The organism is Corynebacterium comes, assembly GCF_009734405.1.
Taxonomy (GTDB): Bacteria; Actinomycetota; Actinomycetes; order Mycobacteriales; family Mycobacteriaceae; genus Corynebacterium; species Corynebacterium comes.
In genome coordinates this window covers 1,772,312-1,790,531 of sequence record NZ_CP046453.1, presented here as the reverse complement: position 1 = coordinate 1,790,531, position 18,220 = coordinate 1,772,312, and the positions used below count along the sequence as shown (strand labels likewise).

17 protein-coding genes are annotated in these 18,220 nt (G+C 66.8%); 6 read left to right on the top strand and 11 right to left on the bottom strand.

Translation table 11 applies throughout. The annotated features are described in order from the left end of the window. Positions 1 to 46 precede the first annotated feature (46 nt). Positions 47 to 1,252: a cobalamin-independent methionine synthase II family protein gene (locus CETAM_RS08620; RefSeq protein ID WP_156228482.1), complete on the top strand. Its 1,206-nt coding sequence runs from the start codon at positions 47 to 49 to the stop codon at positions 1,250 to 1,252. Positions 1,253 to 1,313: 61 nt separating this feature from the next. On the opposite strand, the gene CETAM_RS08615 is transcribed toward CETAM_RS08620, so the two are convergent. After that, complete coding sequence (locus CETAM_RS08615; protein ID WP_156228481.1) at positions 1,314 to 1,655, bottom strand: hypothetical protein; 342 nt, start codon at positions 1,653 to 1,655, stop codon at positions 1,314 to 1,316. Positions 1,656 to 1,731: 76 nt separating this feature from the next. Then, positions 1,732 to 3,426: a choice-of-anchor I family protein gene (locus tag CETAM_RS08610; RefSeq protein WP_197085703.1), complete on the bottom strand. Its 1,695-nt coding sequence runs from the start codon at positions 3,424 to 3,426 to the stop codon at positions 1,732 to 1,734. 156 nt (positions 3,427 to 3,582) lie between these two features. Between CETAM_RS08610 and ilvA the strand changes: the two genes are divergently transcribed. Beyond that, positions 3,583 to 4,890, top strand: a complete 1,308-nt coding sequence (gene ilvA, locus CETAM_RS08605) for a threonine ammonia-lyase IlvA (protein WP_156228480.1) — start codon at positions 3,583 to 3,585, stop codon at positions 4,888 to 4,890. Here ilvA and treZ read toward each other — a convergent pair. Continuing rightward, complete coding sequence (treZ, locus tag CETAM_RS08600) at positions 4,887 to 6,617, bottom strand: malto-oligosyltrehalose trehalohydrolase (protein WP_156228479.1); 1,731 nt, start codon at positions 6,615 to 6,617, stop codon at positions 4,887 to 4,889. The two genes, ilvA and treZ, sit on opposite strands and share 4 nt — an antisense overlap. Positions 6,618 to 6,658: 41 nt before the next feature. Between treZ and CETAM_RS08595 the strand changes: the two genes are divergently transcribed. The 3 genes from CETAM_RS08595 to CETAM_RS08585 are packed head-to-tail and all read left to right on the top strand — an operon-like array spanning position 6,659 to position 7,923. Then, positions 6,659 to 7,297 carry an IMPACT family protein gene (locus tag CETAM_RS08595; RefSeq protein WP_156228478.1) on the top strand — a complete coding sequence of 213 codons (639 nt, stop codon included), beginning with the start codon at positions 6,659 to 6,661 and terminating at the stop codon, positions 7,295 to 7,297. 10 nt (positions 7,298 to 7,307) lie between these two features. After that, a complete protein-coding gene (locus tag CETAM_RS08590; RefSeq protein WP_156228477.1) occupies positions 7,308 to 7,541 on the top strand; it encodes a hypothetical protein in 234 nt (77 codons plus the stop codon). A gap of 7 nt (positions 7,542 to 7,548) precedes the next feature. After that, entirely contained in the window at positions 7,549 to 7,923 is a 375-nt protein-coding gene (locus CETAM_RS08585) for an RNA-binding S4 domain-containing protein (RefSeq protein WP_156228476.1), read from the top strand. Here the strand turns inward: CETAM_RS08585 and CETAM_RS08580 are convergent. The 6 genes from CETAM_RS08580 to CETAM_RS08560 all read right to left on the bottom strand — a co-directional run bounded on the left by CETAM_RS08580 (position 7,917) and on the right by CETAM_RS08560 (position 14,682). After that, the gene (locus CETAM_RS08580) at positions 7,917 to 8,939 is read right to left on the bottom strand and encodes an LLM class flavin-dependent oxidoreductase (protein ID WP_156228475.1); all 1,023 of its coding nucleotides are present in this window, start codon (positions 8,937 to 8,939) and stop codon (positions 7,917 to 7,919) included. The genes CETAM_RS08585 and CETAM_RS08580 overlap by 7 nt on opposite strands. A gap of 34 nt (positions 8,940 to 8,973) precedes the next feature. Beyond that, positions 8,974 to 9,108 carry a hypothetical protein gene (locus CETAM_RS13940; RefSeq protein ID WP_269076392.1) on the bottom strand — a complete coding sequence of 45 codons (135 nt, stop codon included), beginning with the start codon at positions 9,106 to 9,108 and terminating at the stop codon, positions 8,974 to 8,976. A 45-nt stretch (positions 9,109 to 9,153) separates the two neighbouring features. Then, positions 9,154 to 10,179, bottom strand: a complete 1,026-nt coding sequence (locus tag CETAM_RS08575; protein ID WP_156228474.1) for a GTP pyrophosphokinase — start codon at positions 10,177 to 10,179, stop codon at positions 9,154 to 9,156. After that, positions 10,172 to 12,652 carry a malto-oligosyltrehalose synthase gene (treY, locus tag CETAM_RS08570; RefSeq protein ID WP_156228473.1) on the bottom strand — a complete coding sequence of 827 codons (2,481 nt, stop codon included), beginning with the start codon at positions 12,650 to 12,652 and terminating at the stop codon, positions 10,172 to 10,174. The genes CETAM_RS08575 and treY overlap by 8 nt, the downstream gene beginning before the upstream one ends. Before the next feature lie 49 nt (positions 12,653 to 12,701). Continuing rightward, positions 12,702 to 13,244: a hypothetical protein gene (locus tag CETAM_RS08565; protein WP_156228472.1), complete on the bottom strand. Its 543-nt coding sequence runs from the start codon at positions 13,242 to 13,244 to the stop codon at positions 12,702 to 12,704. A 100-nt stretch (positions 13,245 to 13,344) separates the two neighbouring features. Continuing rightward, entirely contained in the window at positions 13,345 to 14,682 is a 1,338-nt protein-coding gene (locus CETAM_RS08560) for an exonuclease domain-containing protein (RefSeq protein WP_156229448.1), read from the bottom strand. Positions 14,683 to 14,764: 82 nt separating this feature from the next. On the opposite strand from CETAM_RS08560, the gene CETAM_RS08555 reads away from it, so the two are divergent. Continuing rightward, on the top strand, positions 14,765 to 15,133 hold the full coding sequence (locus tag CETAM_RS08555) for a winged helix-turn-helix transcriptional regulator (RefSeq protein ID WP_156228471.1): 369 nt from the start codon (positions 14,765 to 14,767) through the stop codon (positions 15,131 to 15,133). 1 nt (position 15,134) lies between these two features. Here CETAM_RS08555 and glgX read toward each other — a convergent pair whose 3' ends face one another. Then, on the bottom strand, positions 15,135 to 17,636 hold the full coding sequence (gene glgX, locus CETAM_RS08550; RefSeq protein ID WP_156228470.1) for a glycogen debranching protein GlgX: 2,502 nt from the start codon (positions 17,634 to 17,636) through the stop codon (positions 15,135 to 15,137). A gap of 9 nt (positions 17,637 to 17,645) precedes the next feature. Further along, complete coding sequence (locus CETAM_RS08545) at positions 17,646 to 18,206, bottom strand: TetR family transcriptional regulator (RefSeq protein ID WP_156229447.1); 561 nt, start codon at positions 18,204 to 18,206, stop codon at positions 17,646 to 17,648. Between the last annotated feature and the right edge of the window lie 14 nt (positions 18,207 to 18,220).

Sequence of the window (18,220 nt, the reverse complement as noted above, 5' to 3'; positions counted from 1 at the left end):
ATCAGTTACCATAGACCGCACAGTCTATTTTCGAATTGGAGCCTGAATGTCAGTGAACAAGATCCGGACCACCCACGTTGGTTCGCTGCCCCGAACCCCCGAACTGCTGGAGGCCAACCTCAAGCGTTCCGCCGGGGAGCTCGCCGACGAGCAGTTCTTCGAGATCCTCCAGACCTCCGTCGACCAGGTGGTCAAACGTCAGGTGGACATGGGCATCGACATCGTCAACGAAGGCGAGTACGGCCACATCACCTCCGGCGCCATCGACTACGGGGCCTGGTGGAACTACTCCTTCTCCCGCATCGGCGGCCTGACCATGACGGACGAGGACCGCTGGGCCAGCCAGTCGGTCGAGCGTTCCACCCCGGGCAACATCAAGCTGACCTCCTTCGCGGACCGTCGCGACCGTCAGCTGTTCAACGAGGCCTATGAAGACCCGGAGTCCGGCATCTTCGCCGGCCGCGCCAAGGTGGGCAACCCGAAGTTCACCGGCCCGGTCACCTACATCGGCCAGGATGAGGTCGAGACCGACGCGAAGCTGATGCGCAACGCGATGGACGCCGCCGGCGCCACGGACGGTTTCGTCGCCGCCCTCTCGCCCGGTTCCGCCGCCCGTTTGAAGAACGAGTACTACGCCACCGACGACGAAGTCGTGTGGGCCTGTGCCGACGCCATGGCCCAGGAGTACAAGGCCATCACCGACGCGGGATTCACCGTCCAGCTCGACGCGCCGGACCTCGCCGAGTCCTGGGACCAGATCAACCCGGAGCCCACCCTCGCGGACTACCGCGACTGGCTGCGCACCCGTGTCGACGCCATCAACCACTCCGTGCGCGGCCTGCCGAAGGAGCAGACCCGCCTGCACATCTGCTGGGGCTCCTGGCACGGCCCGCATGTCACCGACGTGCCTTTCGGTGACATCATCGAGGAGATCCTGCGCGCCGAGGTCGGCGGTTTCTCCTTCGAGGGTGCCTCCCCGCGTCACGCCCACGAGTGGCGCATCTGGCAGGAGCACAAGCTGCCGGAGGGTTCCCTGATCTACCCGGGTGTCATCTCCCACAGCACCAATGCCGTGGAGCACCCGCGTCTGGTCGCCGACCGCATCATCCAGTTCGCCGAGGTCGTCGGCCCGGAGAATGTCGTCGCCTCCACCGACTGCGGCCTGGGTGGCCGCCTGCACCACCAGATCGCCTGGGCGAAGTTGGACTCCCTGGTCGAGGGCGCCCGCATCGCCAGCGAGGAGCTCTTCTAGCCGGAAGCCGAAAGAGGGCCCGCGGTCAATGTGACCGCGGGCCCTCTTTCCGTCGAACCGCCTAAGGCTGGATGCCCAGCGAGGCGAGGAAGTCGCGGAGCTGGTCCTTGCCGCCCGGGATGAACGGGAGGGCGAGCACCGCGCCCTGGGTGATGGCCAGGCCGGTGGCCATGACTGCGCGGATGATCTCGAGGACCAGCAGGGAATCCTCGTCGAGCACCATCGACTGTGCCCAACCCGGCAGCTCCGAGTTCTCGTCGTCGCTATCCCCGGAGGAACCGGAGGACAGCGAGGAGAAGCTCGGCTCCGACTCCATCTGGGTGTCAGCATGGGCCGGTGTCACCAGGGCCAGGGTGGTGCTGGCCGCAGCAACCAGGGCGACAGAGAGACGACGACGGATCATGGGGAACTCCTTGATGGGTTAAGAGACTGATCGGTGTTGAACTTAGCAGGCTGCAGGCCTCGGCGCGAGGGAAAACCTAACGCGAGGACAGCGAAGACACCTCCGGGCGGGAGAATCCGCCGCCCGGGAGGTCATCGATCCGGAAGATCGTGGTGGTGCCGGAGACCTCGTTGCCCACGACGAGCAGGTTCTTCCCGTTGGGGGAGTCGGTGGCCGGGATGAACACCAGGCCCTCCGGACCCAGGTCGCCGGCCTTCGGCAGTGCGGCAGCCTGGTCCGCCTCGTCCTCCATGGAGACGGAGAAGTCGCGGTTGTTCACGTAGGTGACGAACGTGGCGGCGGAGGGATCGGAGATGTCGTAGACCATCACGCCGCCGATGCGCTCCAGGCCGATGAAGGCGTAGGTGCGGCCGTCGATCTCGCCGAGCGCCACGCCCTCCGGCTCGGGGCCCTTGTCGTCTGAGCGGCCCTCGAGGTTGGACTCGCTGTGGTTGGAGTTGAAGTACTCCGGGACCGCCTCGGCCAGGATCTTTTCGAAGCTGTCGTCCGAGTTGAAGACGAGGTTGCCGGTGTGATCGAAGATGGAGAAACCACGGCCACCGTAGGAGTAGATCTGCTCGTAGCAGGTGCCGTCCCCGTTCAGGCCTTCGGCGAGGGTGATGTTCAGGCGGCCGGCGTTCTCATCCTTCTGGAGCTCAGCGATGTCGTCGACGTATCCCTCACAGATGGGGGCCACCCCGTTCCTGCCCAGACCCTTGAGTCGGGATTCCTCGGAGTAGCCGTCCCAGTCGCGGGCGTCGCCTTCGTTGGCGGTGACGATGTAGGTGGCGCCGCCGGCAGAGTAGGACTCGATGGCATCCGGCAGGCGGAAGGACTTGATGGGCCAGTTGGCGATGTTGATGCCGCCGTCCTTGTCGGAGATGTCCATCGGGACGTCCCCCAGGTCGACGGTGCCCAGCGGGAAGATGTCCTCCACGGTTGCGGTCCTGATGTCGACGACGGCGATGGCGTTGTTCTCCTGCAGGGAGACGTAGGCCTTGTCTCCTGAGATGGTGACGTACTCCGGCTCCAGGTTCTGGGCGACGGTTTCCGAGTCGCCGATCTGCCCGAAGATGCGCACGCCCTCGGGGAGGGCGCCCGGCGCGTTGTAGTTATGGAAGTCGGCGGTGCGGACCTCGGTGGCGGCCCTGACACCCTCCGGGAGGGTGATCACGGAGACGGAGCCCTCCGGGTCGATCGAGTAGTCTTCGGCCGGCTCGCCCTCGTTGGCGACGAGCGCGTACCTGCCGTCCCCGGTGATCGCCACCATGTCCGGCAGGGCACCGACCGGCAGGGAACCGAGGACGCTACCGTTTCCGGCCGCATCGAAGAAGATGACACGGCCCGGGTCGGTTTTGGTCGTCGGCTCGACGGTGGCGACGGCCAGGCCGTCCGCGCGGACGGCCACCGAGTTGATGGTCGTGCCCGCGCCGCCGGAGACCTCGCCGACCTTCTGCGGGGAGGTCGGATCAGCGATGTCCAGGAGGTCGATGCTGCCGGACCGGGCGTTGACGGTGAGAACCCGCTCGGATGCCGCGTGGTAGGCCACGATCTCGGCTGCCGAGGCGTCGAAGATCCCGGATTCGTAGGAACCGATCGGGGTGACCGACAGGGCGGCGCCCGGAGCGGAATGGGTGATCGGCTCGGCGACGACAGCGGCATGCGCCGGGGCGATGCTGAGACCGGTGGCCACGGCCGCGCACAGGGAGACAGCGGTACGACGGAAGAACACTGGGAAACTCCTGGGAAGTATATGAGAACTGAACGAGAGTAAGGATGACGTGTCCACATTGCCTGGCGTCCAACTTCCGGTGGCAGGCAGATGAACCTTCGGTGAACCGGGCCGCGAGAAAAGGATCGCCGGGCACGGGTACTACACTGGGTCGACATGAGTGACAACCCGTCCGGTACCCTGACAGCCCCCACCACCTTCGAGCCCGTCCGCGCCTCGGATATTCAGCTGGCGCAGGCCCGGATCTCATCTGTCATTGAACCGACTCCCCTGCAGTACTGTCCCCGCCTCTCGGATGAGTCGGGGGTGGAGGTCTACCTCAAGCGCGAGGACCTCCAGGACGTCCGTTCCTACAAGATCCGCGGCGCGTACTACGCCATCGCGAACCTCAGCGACGAGCAGCGGGACGCCGGGATCGTGGCGGCGTCGGCAGGCAACCACGCACAGGGCGTGGCCTACGCGTGCCGCACCATGGGCATCCCCGGGCGCATCTTCGTGCCCGTCCAGACCCCGAAGCAGAAGCGTGACCGCATCGTCGTCCACGGTGGCGACATGGTGGATCTCGTCGTCACGGGCAACAACTTCGACGAGGCCGCCGAGGCCGCGCGCGCCGACGCAGCCGAGCGTGGCGCCACCATGATCGAGCCTTTCGACGCCCGCGACACCATCATCGGCCAGGGCACCGTCGCCGCGGAGATCCTCTCCCAGCTGACCTCCATCGGCAAGTCCCTGGACACCATCTTCGTGCCCGTCGGCGGCGGCGGCCTGCTCGCCGGCGTCGCCAGCTACCTGGCAGACATGGCGCCGCGCACCGCGATCGTCGGCGTCGAGCCGTCCGGCGCCGCCTCCCTCCAGGCCGCGCTCCGTGCAGACGGCCCCGTCACCCTCAAGACCGTCGACCCCTTCGTCGACGGCGCCGCCGTCAAGCGCGTCGGTGAGCTGACCTACCGGATCGTCGAGCGCAACCAGGGCCGCATCCACGTGATAGACGTCTCCGAGGGGGCGGTCTGCACCGAGATGCTCGACCTCTACCAGAACGAGGGCATCATCGCCGAGCCTGCCGGAGCGCTGTCGGTGACCGGTCTGAAGGAGATGAACCTGCAGCCGGACTCCGTGGTGGTCTGCATCATCTCGGGCGGCAACAACGACGTCCTGCGCTACGCCGAGATCATGGAACGGTCCCTGGTTCACCGCGGGCTGAAGCACTACTTCCTGGTGAACTTCCCCCAGGAGCCGGGCCAGCTACGCCACTTCCTCAACGACATCCTCGGCCCGGACGACGACATCACCCTCTTCGAGTACCTCAAGCGCAGCAACCGCGAGACCGGTGCCGCGCTCGTGGGGCTCGAACTGGGGCGCGCCAGCGACTTCGAACCACTGGTGGAGCGGATGAAGGCCTCCCGCATCGACTGCCAGCACCTGAAGCCGGGCACACCGGAGTATGAGTACCTGGTGAACACCTAGCGCCTGAGCAGCGCGAACTCCCACGGCCCCAGCGCGGTCCGGTCCAGTTCCACCGAAGGCTGCGTGAAGGACCAGATCAGCTCGCCGCCGTAGGGGGCGGTGACGGGCTGATCGGAGAGGTTGGCCACCAGGATGACGTCCTCGTGCCCCATGGCCAGCCACTTCTCGTCCTCGGAACCCGTCTCCACGATGAGCTTCGACAGGTCGGGGCGGGCGAGTCCGAGGTCGCGCCGCAGGCGCAGCAGTTCCCGGTAGGCGGCGTGGATCTCCTCCTGCTCAGCGCTGAAGTCCCAGTCCAGTCGTGAGGCCTCGAAGGTGGCGGGATCAGCGGGGTCGGGGACTTCGTCGTGGTCCCAGCCGGAGCGGGCGAACTCGCGCTTGCGGCCTTCTGAGGTGAGCTGGTTGAGCGTGTCGTCGGTGTGGGAACAGAAGAAGGCGAAGGGCGTCTGTGCCCCGAACTCCTCGCCCATGAACAGCATCGGGGTGAAGGGGGAGGCGTAGATGACCGCCGCCTTGAGCACCTGCTGGGCAGGGGTCAGCGTCATCGACGGTCGGTCGCCGCGGGCCCGGTTGCCGGACTGGTCGTGGGTGGTGGTGTACGTGACCAGACGATGGGCGGGGATGGCGGTGGTGTCCAGGGCACGGCCGTGGGTCCGTCCGCGGTAGGAGGACCAGGTGCCGGTGAAGAAATAACCCTCCCGCAGGGTCTTCGCCAGGGCCCCGAGGGAGCCGTAGTCCTCGTAGTAGGCGTGCTTCTCGCCTGAGACGAGGGTGTGCAGGGCGTGGTGGATGTCGTCGACCCACTGCCCGGCGAGTCCGTAGCCGCCGCCGTCGGTTCCGGTGATCAGGCGGGGATCGTTGAGGTCGGACTCGGCGATGAGGTAGCGCGGCACCGAGGTCCGCGTGGCGACGTCGTCGGCGACGACCTGCATCTGCTCCAGGAGGGAGTAGGCGCCGCGGTCGTCCAGGGAGTGGACGGCGTCGAGACGCAGGCCGTCGATACGGAACTCCGCCAGCCACAGGCGCACGGCGTCGAGGATGTAGGCGCGCACCTCGTCCGAATCCGGACCGGAGATGTTGACCAACTCACCCCAGCCGGTGTTGCCGCCGACGGTGTAGGGGCCGAACATGCCGTTGTAGTTTCCGTCGGGGCCGAAGTGGTTGTACACGACGTCGAGGATGACGCCGAGGCCGGCGTTGTGGGCGGCGTCGACAAGCTTCTTCAGGCCCTCGGGGCCGCCGTAGCCCTGGTGGACGGCGTGCCATTCCACGCCGTCATAACCCCAGTTACGCTCGCCGCCGAAAGGCTGGACCGGCATGAGTTCAATGGCGGTGACCCCCAGATCGCGCAGGTAATCGAGTTTCCCGATGACCCCCTCGAACGTGCCGGCCGGCGTGAAGGTGCCCACGTGGAGTTCGTAGATGACCTGCCCGGCCAGGGTGCGGCCGGTCCAGAGATCCGAGGTCCACGGGAACGCCGGGTCGGTCACCTCGCTGAGTCCGTGCACGCCGTCCGGCTGGGCCGTGCTGCGCGGATCGGGCAGCGTCTTCGACCACTCTTTTCCATCGAAGATTTCGAAACCGTAGCGCTGGCCGGGTTTCGCCACCCGGTCCGCGACCCACCAGTGACCTTCGGTGGCCCGCATCGGGAGGCAATCTTCTGTCAGTCGGAGTCGGACATCCCGGGCATGGGGCGCCCACACGGAGAACGGTTCATGAGCAGTCATGCGCCCCAGGCTACTCAAACGGCCAGCTACTATCAGTGCTCATGCTCACGACCTACCAGCTGCCCGCCGCCGACCGGACGTGGACGCACGAGTGGGAGGTCAAACGCTCCCGCTTTCTCTCGCTCGCCCGCCGCACCCCGACGGACGATGCCGCCCGGGACTTCATCCACGAGATCCGTGCCCGATACCCGGACGCCCGCCATCACTGCAGCGCCTACCTCATCCACGTGGAGGGCTCGCACCCGGTCGAGCGTTCCTCCGATGACGGTGAGCCCTCCGGAACCGCGGGCAAGCCGATGCTCGACGTGCTCAGGGGGTCGGAGCTTCTCGACGCCACCGTGGTCGTCGTCCGCTGGTTCGGCGGCATCAAGCTCGGGACGGGCGGGCTGGTGCACGCCTACTCCCAGTCCGTGGGCGAGCTTCTGCCGAAGGTGGAGCGGGTCACCCGCGCGATCCGGGAGCTCTACCGGATCGAGGTCCCGCATGCCGAGGCCGGCCGGCTGGAGGCGGACCTGCGCGCCCGGGGCGTGTCAGTCACCGGTGCCGATTACGGGGCGGCGGTCACGTACACGCTGGCGGTCGCCCCGGGCGGGCGTGAGGCGCTGGAGTCCACACTCGCGTCGCTGACCGCCGGCACTGTCGCGCCGAGCGAGGCGGGCACCGCGTGGATCGAGTACTAGGATGGTGCGCATGACCATGCAACGTCGCCCGAACAACCCGATCGAACAGCGGAAGCAGGCCGTACGGAGGTACACCCGCAACGCCGCCCTCAGCGTCGGCGGAGGTGTGGTCGGTGGCCTCGCCCTCGGCCTGCTGTTCACCAGCTGGAGCTGGCTCGTCCTCGGTCTCATCGTGGCTGTGGTGGGTGGCTTCTACAACTGGAACAAGATCCAGAAGATCGTCAACCACAAGGACAACCACTAGGCGCAACATGAGTGAAGCAGTTCGTATCGACGTGTGGGTATGGGCCGTGCGGATCTTCAAGACGCGTTCCGAGGCCGCCGCCGCCGTGCGTGCCGGCCATGTGAAACTCAACGGGCACGCGGTCAAACCCGCCCAGCAGGTGGTGCCCGGGGACCGGGTGCGCGCGTGGGTCAACCACCGCGAACTCGACCTGGAGGTGGTTACCACGGTGCGGAAGCGCGTCGGCGCGCCGGTGGCCAGGACCTGTTACCTCGACCACTCGCCACCGCCCCCGCCGAAGGAGATCCTGGCGTCGTTGCCGCGCCGGGACCGGGGGGCCGGGCGGCCGACGAAACGCGAGAGGCGTGACCTCGACCGCCTGCGGGGCAGGACCGACTACTGAAGCAGCTCCCGCACCCGCGGGATGACCTCCTCGCCGTAGAGGCGGATGGTCTCCATGTTGTGCTCGTGCGCGACGGGTCCGTTGGCGTACTTGAGGGTGAACCTGTCCAGGTCGAGCGCCCGCACCGTGTCCGCGATCTTCGCCGCCACCGTCTCGGGGGAACCGACGTAGAGCGCGCCGTGGTTGATCTCCCCGGTGAACTGTTCCAGAGTGGGGGCGGGCCAGCCGCGCTCGGCACCGATGCGGCGTTGGCCGGCGACCCAGTGCTCGTAGAGACGCTCCTGCGCCTCGGCGTCGGTGGGGGCGATCAGGCCCGGGGAATGCACACCGACGGGGGCCTGCGGCTGGCCGAACTCCTCGTTGGCCCTCTTGTACAGATCGACGAAGGGGCGGAAACGGCGTGCGGCACCGCCGATGACGGCCAGCATGAGGGGCATACGGAGTCGGGCGGCGCGGATCACGGACTCCGGGGAACCACCCACCGCGACCCAGGCCTGCAGCGGAGTGGCGGTCGGCGGGTACACGCGCTCGGGACCGCGGTCCCAGGGGATGGGGGAGCGGGAGGCGTCGGCGTCCAGAAGCACGCGCATGAGCTCGAGCTTCTCCTCGAAGAGTCGCTCGTAGTCCTTGAGGTCGTAGCCGAAGAGCGGGAATGACTCGATGAAGGAGCCACGACCCAGGGTCATTTCGGCGCGGCCGGAGGAGATCGCCTGGAGGGTGGAGAAGCGTTCGAAGATCCGGACCGGCTCATCCGAGGACAACACGATGACGGAGGTGGTCAGGCGGATGGTGGTGGTCTGTCCTGCGATGGCGGCCAGGACGATGTCGGGTGCGGAGATGGCGTAGTCGTCGCGGTGGTGTTCGCCGACGCCGAAGACGTCGACGCCGACGCGATCGGCCTCGACAGCTTCCGCGACCACGTCACGCAGCACCTGGTCGTGGGGGACGGGGGTGCCGGAAGGTGTGACTGTGACGTCGCCGAAGGTGTCGAGGCCGAAAGAGATGTGTCTGCTCATGTTGACGATGATACGTCAACAAAGCGGGTGTGGGTTAGAACAGGCTCCAGTCCGCGGGCGGGAAGTCGATTCCCATCGGACGGAAGTAGTCCGCGATGGAAAGCGCCCACACGTGGATGGCATCGGCCAGCAGGGGGAAATCTTCACGAATGGACGAGACCAGACTCATGGGACAGTGCTCCTTATCGGACAAACAGTGTTGTTCCCCACCATGTTACTGCCTGTCACTTCTTTCTTCGCGCATGATGCGCACGGCGCGCATCGACTTCAGCCGGCGAGCCAGATGACCGGGGCGGGAATCGGGTCTCTGCCCGATCTTTCCCGTCCTGGCTATGTGGTCCTGGCCGTAGCGCCGCAGCAGAAGATCGTCGATGAGCCTGATCTGGCCGGGGTGGAAACGGTACCGCATGGCGTTGCGGACAGCATCGATGTCCATGTCGTTGAGCAGGGAATCCAGCTCCGCCACGGTGGTGATGCCGTCGGCGGCCAGGATCTCCATGAGGAAGCGGTAGTTCTCTGAGCGTGAGCGCGGGAAACGGTTGCCCAGCAGCATCGCCAGCACACCGGGGAGGGTCTCCGCCGTGAGCTCCACGTCATCGGCGGCGGAGTCGTCCGTGTACTGCAGGGCGGCGATCTGGTCGAACTGCTGGTCCGCCAGTTCGATGAGACCCGCCGCCAGGGTGAAGGCACGGTCAACCCGCGGATCCACGGTGTCCAGGCCACGCTTGTAACGGATGTCGTGCTCGAACTCGGCCCACGCGTGCTGCAGTACCGTGCGCACCTGCACCTCGAAGTTGACGCCCTGATGACCGGAGAGCTCCTCGATGTCGGAGGAGTTCTCGTCGACCGTGAGAACGAGGTGGTGCGAACCGTATCCGAAGCCACCGGAGATCCGCGTCTCCGCGGTCTTGTCCACCGAACGTTCCACCCTGAAGGACTGCTGGAGCGCACCGATCGCCACCGGGATCTCCGTTGAATGGAAAACGGTCACCCGCACGCCGATGAGATCATGGATGTCCTCCCACGGATCCGGATACATCCAGTCGCCGTTCGCTCGCTTCTTGTAGGCCTTGGTCTTCATCGAGGACCAGTCCTTCACGCGGGCCACGACACGATCGTAGGTGACGCCGGCGTCAGCCAGCAGATCCTCCACCGCTGCGCCGAAGTCCTTCTCGGCGTCCGGGTGGGCCCGTATCCACTCGTGGTAGCGGCTGCCCAGCCGGGCGATACGATCAGACATTTCTGACCAGCAGAGCGGTGGGGAACAGTGCGAAGACCTCCCCCAGCGGCACCGTCGACTCGTAGACCTGACCCGTGAGGCGGTCCAACCACGTTCCCTCCGGCAGAGTGACGGTCGTGGCCTCCCAGCCGCCGCGCTCCGCCAGGCGCAGCGGGCGACGGGTGGCCAGCGTGATCACGCCGATGCCCGCCGCGCCGGGCACATCCGCGTGGCCCCGGGCCAGACCGATGAGATGGGAATCGGCTGAGCCGACGGCGAACACCGCCTCCGTCTCGCCACCGACGAAGTACTCGGGGTGATCCTGGCGCACCTTCAGCCCCTCATGGACAACGTGCAGTTTCGCCCGGTCACCGTAGAGGTCCAGATGCGGGTAGGCGCCCGTGGCGGTCGTCTGGCACGCGGCCTCCGCGGCCAGGTCATTCCAGTCCACACCCTCCTGGAGGCTGGCCAACGTCTGCTGCCGGGCGGTGTAGTCCACGAACCGCCGGTTGTCGGGGTCGACGAGGGAGTCGTCGAAGAACTCGGTGCCCTGGTAGATGTCCGGAATGCCCGGGCCGGTGAGCTGCAGGAGCTTGCGGCCGAGCGAAATGGACGTGGCACCGCGTGCGAGAGGGCCGACGAATTCGGTGATCAGTGAGGTGACGGGGCCGTCGAGAAGCGCCTCCACCCAGTCGAGCACGGCCGTCTCGAAGTGCTCGACCGGGTCGGTCCACGTGGTGTGCACGCTGGCCTCGCGCACCGCCTTGATGGTGTACGTGCGGAACCGCTCCTTGAGCTGCTCCGTGATCTGCCCGTCGGCGGGCCACACCCCCAGCAGGTTCTGAATGAGGAAATGACCGGTACCGGCGTCCGGGGCGGGAACCACGGAGATGACGCGGTGGATGAACTCGAAGAATTCGCGGGGCCGCTCGGTCAGCTCGATGATGCGGGCCCGGACGTCCTCACCACGCTTGGTGTCATGGGTGGACAGCGTGGTCATCGCCCTGGGCCACAGCCGGGCGCGTTCCTGCTGGAGCAGATGGAACTCGGCGGAGGAGACGCCGAAACGGCCCGGCGCGCCACCGACCTCCTGGAGAGCGACCAGGCGGCAGGCGCGGTAGAAGGTGGTGTCCTCGACGCCCTTGGCCATCACGGCGCCGCACACCTGCGCGAAGCGGATCTTAGCCTCGGCGTTGGCGTTGAGCGCGGCGACGATGAGATCGAGGGCCGGGCGGCGGGACGGGAAACGGCGCGACATCTCCGCCACGATGGTCGCGGTGACACGGGAGAGCGAGAGGTAGTCGGCGCGGTACACGGGCATCGCCGCAACCAGTTCGGTGATGGTGGTGATGAGGTTGTCCTCGGAGACACCCGAGCCGGCGGTGGAGAAGTTGTCCCGGCGTATCGCCCGGGCCAGACGGCGGATCTCGGCGGAGAGTTCCTCGCCGGCGACCTCCCGCTTCAGCTGCTGCTGGGTCACGGCCATCGCGGCCTCGTCCCAGGTGGAACCGGTGTGCTGGAGCGCCAGCATCGAGAGGGACTCCTCCGCCGCGCGGGCGACGAAGACGCCGTCGAGTTCACGGAGAGCGTCGTAGCCGGTGGTGCCGTCGACGGCGAGACGGGGGTCGAGGACCTCGTCCACCTCGAGGATCTTCTCCACCAGGAGCCAGCGGTCCGGTCCGACGACCTCCCGCAGACGGTTGAGGTAGCCGAACGGGTCGCTCAGGCCATCCGGGTGGTCGACCCGCACGCCGTCGATGAGGTCCTCGGCGATGAGCTGACGGATGATGCGGTGGGTGTGCTCGAAGACGAGCGGATCCTCCTGCCGGATTCCCGCCAGCCCGTTGACGGAGAAGAAGCGGCGGTAGGAGATCACGCCGTCGCGCCAGTACATCAGGCGGTAGGACTGGCGGTCGTAGACGGCCTGCACGTCATCGTCGACACCGGAGCACGTGCCGTCGGCGACGGGGAAGACGTGGTCGTAGTAGGCCAGCAGAATTTCCCCGTCCTCCTCGCGCAGCTCGAGTTTGTCCTCGTCGCCGGGCTCGCCCAGCACGGGCATACCGAGCTTTCCCCCGGCACCGTTGTCCTCGTGCCAGTCGATGTCGAAGTAGTGCTCGTACTCGGAGTCCCGCCCGTTCTTGAGCACGTCCCACCACCACTTGTTCAGACGTGGGTTCTCCACGCCCAGGTGGTTGGGCACGATATCGATGATCAGCCCCAACCCCGCCTCATGGGCGACGGCCTTCAGCTCGCGCAGCCCCTCGATGCCACCGAGCTCAGGATTCACCTCTGTGGGGTCGGTGACGTCGTAGTTGTGCGTGGAGGTGGGGTCAGCCGTGAAGATGGGGGAGAGGTAGATGTGGCTGACACCGAGGGCCTGGAGATACGGAACCTGGGCAGCGGCCTCGGCGAAACCGAAAGACCGCCCCGACGGGTCCGCCTGTGGTCCCCGCAGTTGCAGACGGTAGGTGGCGGTGATCGGACGTCGCATGAAACTCCTCGGGTCAAGAATGAGAATAAGGAAAAGTGCACCTGCCAGCCTAGGCGGGAGAAGGCACCGGGGTGGGACGTGACACAGGTGCGGGGAAACCGTGGCGCCACTCCACGAGTGTGCCCTCGTCCCCGAATCCCTGCTTCTCGACGCCCGCCCGTGGCACCGCCACCAGCTTCTCCGACGAGGAAATCCACCAGGCCACCGGCTCGCCGAGCAGGTGGGCGAGGTGCCCGTCGAGAATGGTCAGGGTGTGCGGGTGAGCCAACCAGCTGGTGGCCGGCGCCCCGGGCATGGCCACCTGCAGACCGCCGGAATAAGGCCGGGTGAGGACCCGGATACCCTCGGGGGTCTGCGCCCGCGCGATGAGGTTGCGGGCGGCCAGCTCCCACGCGCGGTGCGCCGACAGGTCCAGTTCCCCCAGGCCCCGGTAGCTGACGTCGACATCGCCGCACACGAACGCGGCGCAGAGCTCATGCGACAGCGAGATGGTGGCGACGGCGTCGCAGAAACCGTCGTCACTCAAACCCCGTCGGGTGGACCAGGCGGCGGGACGGAGGGCGGGGAGCAGGGTCGCGCGGGACAGTGGCATGGCGGCTGACGTTCCTGATCTGTGGCGGGAGGAGGGGACGTACTCACCACTGTTGGACCGGAAAAATCACCCCGAGGTTCCCGCGGGGGCCGAACTTCTCCTAGAACGGGGGCTGCTCGTCATCGACCGCTCCCTGCGGGTCGATGCCCAGCACCGCGTAGAGCTGGGCAGACGTCCAGATCTGGATGTCCTGCCCCTTCTCCAGGAGTTCCCGGGCACGCTTTTCCTTACTGGTCACGGTGGCCCAGTCGCCGGCGACCAGAATCGTGGTCTTCCTGGTCACGTTCTTGCCGACGGCCGCCCCCAGATCAGCGATACCCGACCACAGCTGACCCTTGTCGAAGGGCTCGAAATCACCCGTCAGCGTGACGTTCTGGCCGAAGAGAGGACCGGTGGGATCGGCCTTCTGATTAGGCTCGGGGATGACGTCCGGGGTGGACACGGACTGCCAGGGGGCCCGGCGGGGGGCCTTCTTCTCCTCGACCGGTGCAGCCACCGGCACATCCGGCTGGACCTTCTGCATCGCGATCCGCGCCCCGGAGCGATCCCGCAGCACCGGCCAGGTGCGCTCCTGGTTGAGGGTGCCCATGGTGAAGCCGGAGGAATGCTGGAACTCGGTGAAGCTTCCGCGGTGCTCGACGTTCCGGGCCAGTTCCACGACGATGAGCGCGGCGGCACGGGCATCCTCGGTGGCGTCGTGGTGGCGACCCAGCGGCACACCCAGAACTTCGGCCACGACCGGCAGACGGTGGCTGGTGACACCCAGCTTCGCACCGCGGGCCAGGATCAGGGAACAACCGAACGACAGCGTGGGGACCTCCACGTCGCTGGCCGCGCACGCCCGCTGCAACGCCATCATGTCGAACTGCGCATTGTGGGCCACCACCGGCAGATCGCCGATGAACTCGAGGAGACCCGGCAGGCGTTCGCTGAACGTGGGCTGGTCGGCGACGTCTTCCGGGGTGATGCCGTGAATGGCGATGTTGTCGGCACCGAACTGCGTGAGCCCCGGGGGAGGGGTGCACAGCCACGATGCCGAGGCGACCTCGACGCCGTCGACGATGCGGACCACACCCAGCTGACAGATGGACCCGACGTCCGCGTTGGCGGTTTCCACGTCGAATCCGATGAAGTCCAGGCCGGTGACCCCGCCGTTGGAGGCGGTCGGCGCCTCACCGCGGCGGGCTGCCTCCACATCGGCGAGGAAATCCTCGGCCGCACGCGTCTGGCCCGGGGCGAACTCGACGGTGACGTCCGCGCCCTCGAGCAGGACCCGGCCGACGTCGACAAGCGAGGGAGGGGTGACGCTCACCCCGGTGACAGAGGAGAGGGGCACCTCGACGGACCGTCGACCGGTCAGCGCGGCGGTCAGAGCCGATCGTTCGATACGGATGCTCGTGGCGGTGACACTGAGCTGGGTGCCGTGGGCCGGGATCACGTCGTCGACTCGCTTTCGTCTGGAGTGGTGGGGCAGTGGCACGCCAGTCTACTCGGGCCCCCGGACAGCTACCATGGTCGGTATGAGCGGCCGTTCGCAGGACTGGGCGGGCAGGTACGACCCCTTTGACCGCACCTGCCCCAGCCGCGGGCTGCTCAACTCCGTGGGGGACAAGTGGACGATCCTCATCGTGCTCTCCCTCGCGGACGGTCCGTTGCGTTACGGGCGGATCGTGGAGGTGGTGGACGGGATCTCGCAGAAGATGCTCTCGCAGCGCCTGCGCACCATGGCCGATGACGGACTCATCGCGCGCCGGGCCTTCGAGGAGATCCCCCCGCGTGTCGAATACGGGCTCACCGAACTGGGGCGCAGCCTCTTACCCGTGGCGCAGGCGCTGGTCGACTGGGTCGCCGACAACTACGCCACGGTGGAACGGCACCACCGCGGGTGAATTACTCCGTGTCGGTGTACTCGTCGTGCAGAGCTGCCCGACGCTTCGCGGCGAGGTCGGCTTCCTCGGAGAAGACAGTGAATGGAGTCTTCTTGACCTCCGGCTCTTCCGCTTCGGGCTCTTCAGTCTCCTCGACCTCGGGCTCCTCGACCTCGGGCTCCTCGACCTCGGGCTCCTCCGCTTCAACCTCCTCGACCTCGGGCGCGACTTCTTCAACCTCCTCGACCTCCGCAGCGGCGGTGGCCTCTGCAGTGGCGGTGGAGTCTGCGGTCACCTTGTCGCCGGCCTGGCCGAGATCCTTCTTCCGCTCGGCCTCGTCCACGACCTCGATCTCGTCGGCTTCGTCGTACACCGGCGGTTCGATCTGCTTGAGCACCATCGTCGCGCGCGCCGGGACCGTGATGGTCCCCTTCGCGTCGATGATGGAGGCCTCGACGGGGTAGCCGATTTCCTCGGTCGTGTCGACCAGCAGCTGCCACCGGACACCGAAGGCGCGCGGCGGCAGGGTGAACTCGATCTCCTCGTAGTGGGCGTTGAACATGAGGATGAAGGAATCATCCGTGATCTTCTCGCCGCGGCTGTCGGGTTCGCTGATCGCGTTACCGTTGAGGTAGACCATGAGGGCCTTGCCGAACTTGAAGTCCCAGTCGTCCTGCGTCATCAGCTTGCCGGAGGGGACCAGCCAGGCGATGTCACGGTCGCGGACGTTGGCGCCGAGGGGGCCTCCCGCGAGGAAGCGGCGACGACGGAACACCGGATGGCGGCGGCGGATGTTGAGCAGACGCTTGGTGAAGGCGTGCAGCGAGGAGTTGTCCTCCAGCTGCTCCCAGTTCATCCACGCCAGCTCGTTGTCCTGGCAGTACACATTGTTGTTTCCCTGCTGTGTCCGCGCCACCTCGTCGCCGTGGGAGAGCATCGGCGTGCCCAGGCTGAGGAAGAGCGTGGTCAGGAAGTTGCGCCGCTGGCGGCTGCGCAGGGAGAGGATCTCGGGATCGTCGGTCGGGCCCTCCACGCCGTGGTTCCAGGACCTGTTGTGGGACTCCCCGTCGCGGTTGTCCTCCCCGTTGTCGATGTTCAGTTTCTCGTTGTAACTGACCAGGTCATTGAGGGTGAAGCCGTCGTGGGCGGTGATGAAGTTGATCGACGCAGTGGGGCGACGGCCGTTGTTGGCGTAGAGGTCGGAGGAACCGGTCAGCCGGGACGCGAACTCGCCCAGGGTGGAGGGCTCACCACGCCAGAAATCGCGGACGGTGTCGCGGTACTTGCCGTTCCATTCGGTCCACAGGGGCGGGAAGTTGCCCACCTGGTAACCGTCGTGGCCGATGTCCCAGGGCTCGGCGATGAGCTTGACCTGCGACACCACCGGGTCCTGCTGGACCAGGTCGAAGAAGGTGGCCAGGCGGTCGACGTCGTGGAGCTCGCGGGCCAGCGTGGAGGCCAGGTCGAAGCGGAAACCGTCCACATGCAGTTCCGTGACCCAGTAGCGCAGTGAATCCATGAGCAGCTGCAGGGAGTGCGGGTCGCGCACGTTCAGGGAGTTACCCGTGCCCGTGTAGTCCATGTAGTGGTATTTGTCATTGTCCACGAGGCGGTAGTAGGCCTCATTGTCGATGCCGCGGAAGGCGATGGTGGGGCCCAGGTGGTTGCCTTCGGCGGTGTGGTTGTACACCACGTCGAGGATCACCTCCATGCCGGCCTCATGGTAGGCGCGCACCATGCCCTTGAACTCGGAGACGGCGCCACCGGGCTTGCCGGCGGCGGCGTAGTCCTGGTGGGGCGCGAAAAAGCCGAAGGTGTTGTAGCCCCAGTAGTTGCGCAGACCCAGCTCGCGCAGACGGTCGTCCTGGAGGAACTGGTGCACCGGCATCAGCTCGATGGCGGTGACCCCCAGATCCTTGAGGTACTCGATGATCGAGGGGTGCGCCAGGCCCGCGTAGGTGCCGCGGAGGTTCGCCGGCACGTCGGGGTGCGTCATCGTCATGCCCTTGACGTGGGTCTCGTAGATGACGGTCTCGTTGTACGGGATACGCGGCGCGCGGTCGGAGCCCCAGTCGAAGAACGGGTTGATCACCACGGACTTCATCGTGTGGCCGAGGCTGTCGTCGGTGTTGCGGCCGGAGCCGGGCGGATCGGCGAAGATGTCGTAGGAGAACAACGAGGGATCTCCGTCGAAGTCCCCGTCGAAGGCACGAGCGTACGGGTCGACGAGCAACTTGCTGGGGTCGCATCGCTTGCCGTTGTGCGGGTCGTACGGGCCGTGGACTCTGTAGCCGTAGCGCTGACCGGGCTGAACTCCGGGAAGGTAGCAGTGCCAGACATTCGCGTCGACCTCTTCGAGGTTGATACGTACCTCGTTGTCCTCCCGGTCGATGAGGCAGAGTTCCACCTTCTCCGCGACATAGGAGAAGATTGCGAAGTTGGTGCCTGCACCGTCGTAGGTGGATCCCAGCGGATACGGGTCACCCGGCCAGACCGCGTGATTTTGCTCGGACTCAGTAGTCATGTCGACTGATCATAGTGGTTCGGGTGCGGATTCACTGGACTGCGTCGCCACACGGAGTCCCGCAAGCAGCAGATCGACGCCACGATGGAAGTCGGCGGACGCCTCCACGGGGAGCTCCGCGCCCGTGTCCACCGCGTGCTGTCTCTGCGCCTGCTCGAGGGAGGTGGCGCCGAGGACCAGATGGAGGAGCGAGGCGGCGCCGACCCGGGTGAGATCTTCATCTCCCCGCAGGGTCTGCTCCAGCTGCTTCTCGACGACCGCCCGCGTCTCCGATTCAGGCTGCGAGAGCGCGGCGGCGACAAGTTCTGCGCCGTCACGGTGCGCCAGCATCGCCTCGCGCAGCCGGGCGGGGAGTCCGGCCTGGGTGGCGGGGGCGTCGACAAGCGCCGGTGCGAGGATCTCCGCCGCGATAGCCGCAATCAGCTGCTGTTTGTTGGCGATATGCCAGTACAAGGCGCCGGGGGCCACTCCCAGGGAGGTGGCCACCCGCCGCATGGTCATGTCCGCCAGACCGTAGGAGTCGAGGATCTCCACGGCGGCGGCGACAATGGAATCCCGGGTCAACTGCACACCGGAGAGCCTAC